This window comes from Winogradskyella epiphytica, assembly GCF_003217215.1.
GTDB lineage: Bacteria > Bacteroidota > Bacteroidia > Flavobacteriales > Flavobacteriaceae > Winogradskyella > Winogradskyella epiphytica.
In genome coordinates, this window is the sequence record NZ_QJTD01000025.1 from 1 (window position 1) to 4,569 (window position 4,569).

Here is a 4,569-nt window from a genome sequence, read left to right on the forward strand (position 1 = left end):
TAACACGTTCCTTAAGTGATAATCGTTTATGCTTTTTTGTATTCATACAACAAATCTAAAATTTTGATTTGTTGCGTTAAGTTATTGAATTCGGAGGATGCTCATTTTAATTACAGCTAACGTGTTTGTGTAAGGATAGTTGCGTGTGCAAGCAACTAACTTACTAAAAAGGAACGAACCAGAGGAAAATCCGTAGGATTTTGCGAGTAGGTAAGAACCAAGCAATTATTTTTACACGGTGTTGCCATTTCGTTGTTTTTTTCTTACAATTTTGGTCAGTCGTTTTTCAGTTCCGCAAACTTTTTGAAATCCGTTTGAGTGATAAAATCCGAAACATACTAAATTCAGCGCACAGTTCTGTTTTCACAAACTGGCTCAAAATCCGATTATTTATTTTCTTTGATTACTGAATTATAAATTGGTTTTAAAAGTCCAGTTATTGTAATAAATCCGATTCCAACAATTAGGCGATGTTCTTTAAAAATATTTTCTGGATATAAATCAGTTAATGAAATTATTAAAACCGCTAAACTTGAAATCCAAAATAAAGCAATGATAATTAGAATAAATTTTTTCATAATAACGAGTTGTTTTTAAATTCAGATTTTCAGATTTAGAGTGTGTTCCGCAATGAATGGCAACGGTTTTGGCTATGGTTTCGTTGCGTGAAAATCCGCAAGGATTTTCCGCCGAAAACCGAAGATAGCAAATTTGCGAGGACTTTCCGCGAGGAAAGTCAGCAGCAATGAACTATAGCCGTTGTTGGCAATAGTTATTTTACTTTTTGGTCAAATTTAAAAGACTGTTTTTCATTTGTAACTACAATCACATAAACTCCTTTTTTCAATCCGAGATTACAATTATCTTTTTTACTTTCAACTTCTGTAATATCAATTGGAACAGCTAAATTTATATCTTCCCCTTTTTTAAAAGCTAAGACCTTAACTGGAAATTCAATTTGAATATCAGTTAATGAAATAGAAATGTTTTTATTTCCATTTTCAAATAGCCAATTAGGTCTATCATCAATATATTTTGTATTCGGGTGAAGAACAGCTATATCAGTCCAAGCCTCTCCACGCTCATATCTTAATGGTTTATTGTCTTTATCAATAATTACTGACGATTCTTTAATGTCTAATGCTTTCAAAAGTGGATGATTATATTCAGGTTTACTTTTCTCACTGTAAACTACTTGATTTATAGTCAAAGGGTCTATGTTTGTATATTCCGTTAATCTTCCTGCCATCGCTTTTTCCCAAGATTTATGGGTTCCTTCTAAAGCGTGGTCATAACCACAATGGATTAAGAATTTTTCATTCGGTTTGGAATTGATTACATTCTCAATATTTTTTGCTTGTGCAATCTCTCTTGGTTTCCCACTTCCTTTCCCCATATTTTCATAAGCAAATAGTTCATATCCAATTTCAAGAGCATCTCTAACTAAATTGCCAAATTGAGGGTCATTAATATACACACCCATTTGTTGAGTTGGGTATTTTCTTTGATTAAGAGCTGAAATTATACTATCATTATTTTTTAATGCCTCAAGTCCTAAATTTTTATACCCATTTTCAAATAGATTTTGAAGAAGTGATTTTGTAAATACTCGATGAAACGAATTGTGGTGAGCTTCATTGATAATTATTACTTGATTCTCCTTTGCTTTTTCTATAATATACTCACTTGCTTTAATTTTCGAATACTTCTGATTAATAGAATCTATTTGGGATTTTGAAAAGTTTTCTTCTCTTGTTCCCATTGCCAAATCCCATTGAATTAAGGCATTTTTATAATCTCCTTTTAAAGCATAGTTAGAAGCTGAAATTTGATGCTTCCAAGGAACAGTATCTTTTTCAACATCATTCTCTATTTCAGATGAAAATTTATATTTTTTTTCAAAATCAATTTTTTCAATCACTCTTTTTTCTTCTTTACAAGAGGTGAATAAAATGATGATTGCAAATATGTAAAATGTGTTTTTCATAATTATTGCCAACGGTCTCGTATAACCGTCAGTTACGGGTTTTAAGTTACTATTTTTCGGTTAAGCACTGACACTCGCAATTCCGAGTGGATTCGGACGTAGTCGAATCCGTCGTAATTGCGGTTATACATTGTTGTGCAACGTTTTTATTTATCTTCACAGGTCTGAATATATACAGCACGACCTTTAGAATTAGCGCCATATTTTATTCCGTTTTCGTCTAAATATTTATTTTCTTTTCTGCCTGAAGTATGCCAACGAATATAGCCATAATCACATTTCCCCATATTTCCATTTTTAAATTCTCTCTCTGCAATTTCATTGATTTTTTCCCAATATTTTTCTTGTGAATGAACAAAAAATATTGTCGGATTAAATTCTTCTGGAAGTTCTGAATCGTAATATTTTTTTATTCTTTTTAGACTTGGATAACCTACAGAATCGCTTATTGCAATTAATCTTTCTGTAAACTTGTCATCAGAAGGATGAATAAATTCTTTCCATATTCTTTTAGCTAAGTCCGATTTAAAATTTGTCGAAAAAATATAATTTAGTCGGTCTTTTTCATTTTCCAGGTTTTCGATACTGTCCGTAATAGACTTATCAAAAGTTTTGTAAATTATATATTCTCTTAATGCTTGATCATATTCGTAGTTAAATTTTAATTCTTCAACGATAGTATCAATTTGTTGTTTAAATTTTTCTTCTTTAATGTCAATTTTTTCTTGAGAATAACAGAAAGTCATAATCAGTCCAAAAATTAAAATCAGTAGGTTTTTTTTCATTTAGGGTTATTTTAGGTTTTAAAGTTCAATTTTTTGTCAAATGTTGCACAACGGTCTTGTGTATGAAACGTAGCGTATAAATAGATACTAACTTTTCGGATTATTCACGAGCCGAATTTTTAATTTTTATGTTTAATTTTCTTTTATAAATATAACCAAATTAAAAATTTGGCGTACTTTGTAAATATATAAAAACCTCTCGTAAAGCCTATAATAGCTATGTTTTATACACGTTGTTGGCAGTAGTTTTTTTGTTTTTAATACTGCTATAATAACTCAGAAACTCAATTTATAGATTTTTTAATAAATATAATGCTTATAAATTAATTTTGATAAATGTTCTTATTAGTTTTACCTCTTATAGATTCAATAGAGTTTTCAATAGATTCAAATGAATTTATGAAATTACCTTGTTTAAAATGAAAAAACCTATTTTCAATGTTGTCTTGCAATGTTAAATCTTTTATGAATTCAGTAAGATATTTAGAAGTTAAATTTGAATCGTAATATTTGGTATTAATACCAAAAATTGGATTTTCAATGTTATAATTAATCTCCATTAATTTGACATCATAATATTCTGCAACAATATATAGTTCAATATTATTTTCATTGCACATTTCTTGCAATATATCAAGAGGGTAGCATATTTTACTTTTGCATTTAGGACCCCAAATATAAACTATTACGTCTTGTTTCTTGTCCAAACATTTTTTTAAGTCTTTTCCATTAATTAGATAGACTTTAGCTGTGTCACTTTTAGTTAATTCACATATAGTTTTTAATGGGTCAGGAATAATAAATAAGTTTGGATTGATTTTTTTTGATTTGTTATAATAACTATACAATCCTTGGAAGCCACCTTTAATTCCGCAAGAAGTATTTAAAAAAAGCATATTTAATAGAATAATCGTAATTATATATTTATTTTTCATATATATATTTAATTAAAAAAAGACATAACCTGTTTAGGTTATGCCTTTTATTTTAATATTATTTAAGTTGAGTTACATCTATACTATAGCCACCAAATAAACCTATACTTGAATCAAATGAATAATCACCTTTATGAACAATTGCATCAGTCGTAATAATATCATTATCTATGTAAAATGTTTTTTGGTTAACAATGGCATCATTTTGAATTGTAACTGAAGGGTTTAATTCAATTACTAGATGTCCTAAATTTGTGATAGGATTAATAGTTATGGTTCCAGAATTATCAACACTTTGACTTGTGTTACAATCAACAATGTCCTCATTCTCGTCTATACAACAAAACCAACAAGAGGTATAGTTACATAAACCCCAGCCTTTGCAGTCTTTACTCGACCTTCCCCATTCATCCCAAGTGGCAAAGTATACCTTAAATTTTACTGGACCAGATTTAGCATTAATCTCAGAAACAATGTTTGTTTCTTGGTTGTCTACATTTTGGATTGCTTCATCACTTTCGCAAGAAAATAATACAACTGATAATGATATGCTCAAAATAGAAAGCATTGAAAATAATTTTTTCATAATTTTAAATATGTTCCTTTTGTATTTTTTAAATACCATTTAGGACGAAAACTTTAGGAACTATTTTATGGTTAGTTTGTTCCGTCCTGCTGACAAGGGACTCAAAAATGTCATTCTTATGACCGTTTCTTTTAACTCTTTTGTTGAATCAAAGTTCCTAAAGTTGCTTTTGGAAACGTCTTGTATTATACTGATATAGGTTGACCTTTTTTTAGGTTAATTTATACCGTTCAAAAGATTTTTTTCAGCCGTTTAGAAGGCAAAAAAAATAGTTTG

5 protein-coding genes are annotated in these 4,569 nt (G+C 29.1%); all 5 read right to left on the reverse strand.

Translation table 11 applies throughout. The features are described from left to right. Positions 1-386: 386 nt before the first annotated feature. On the reverse strand, positions 387-578 hold the full coding sequence (locus tag DFQ11_RS14720) for a hypothetical protein (RefSeq protein WP_110476638.1): 192 nt from the start codon (positions 576-578) through the stop codon (positions 387-389). Positions 579-772: 194 nt separating this feature from the next. Further along, positions 773-1,987, reverse strand: a complete 1,215-nt coding sequence (locus tag DFQ11_RS14730; protein WP_110476639.1) for a hypothetical protein — start codon at positions 1,985-1,987, stop codon at positions 773-775. 146 nt (positions 1,988-2,133) lie between these two features. Further along, complete coding sequence (locus DFQ11_RS14735; RefSeq protein ID WP_110476640.1) at positions 2,134-2,772, reverse strand: hypothetical protein; 639 nt, start codon at positions 2,770-2,772, stop codon at positions 2,134-2,136. 323 nt (positions 2,773-3,095) lie between these two features. Next, complete coding sequence (locus tag DFQ11_RS14740; RefSeq protein ID WP_110476641.1) at positions 3,096-3,707, reverse strand: hypothetical protein; 612 nt, start codon at positions 3,705-3,707, stop codon at positions 3,096-3,098. Positions 3,708-3,765: 58 nt separating this feature from the next. Continuing rightward, on the reverse strand, positions 3,766-4,275 hold the full coding sequence (locus DFQ11_RS14745; RefSeq protein WP_233487606.1) for a hypothetical protein: 510 nt from the start codon (positions 4,273-4,275) through the stop codon (positions 3,766-3,768). Between the last annotated feature and the right edge of the window lie 294 nt (positions 4,276-4,569).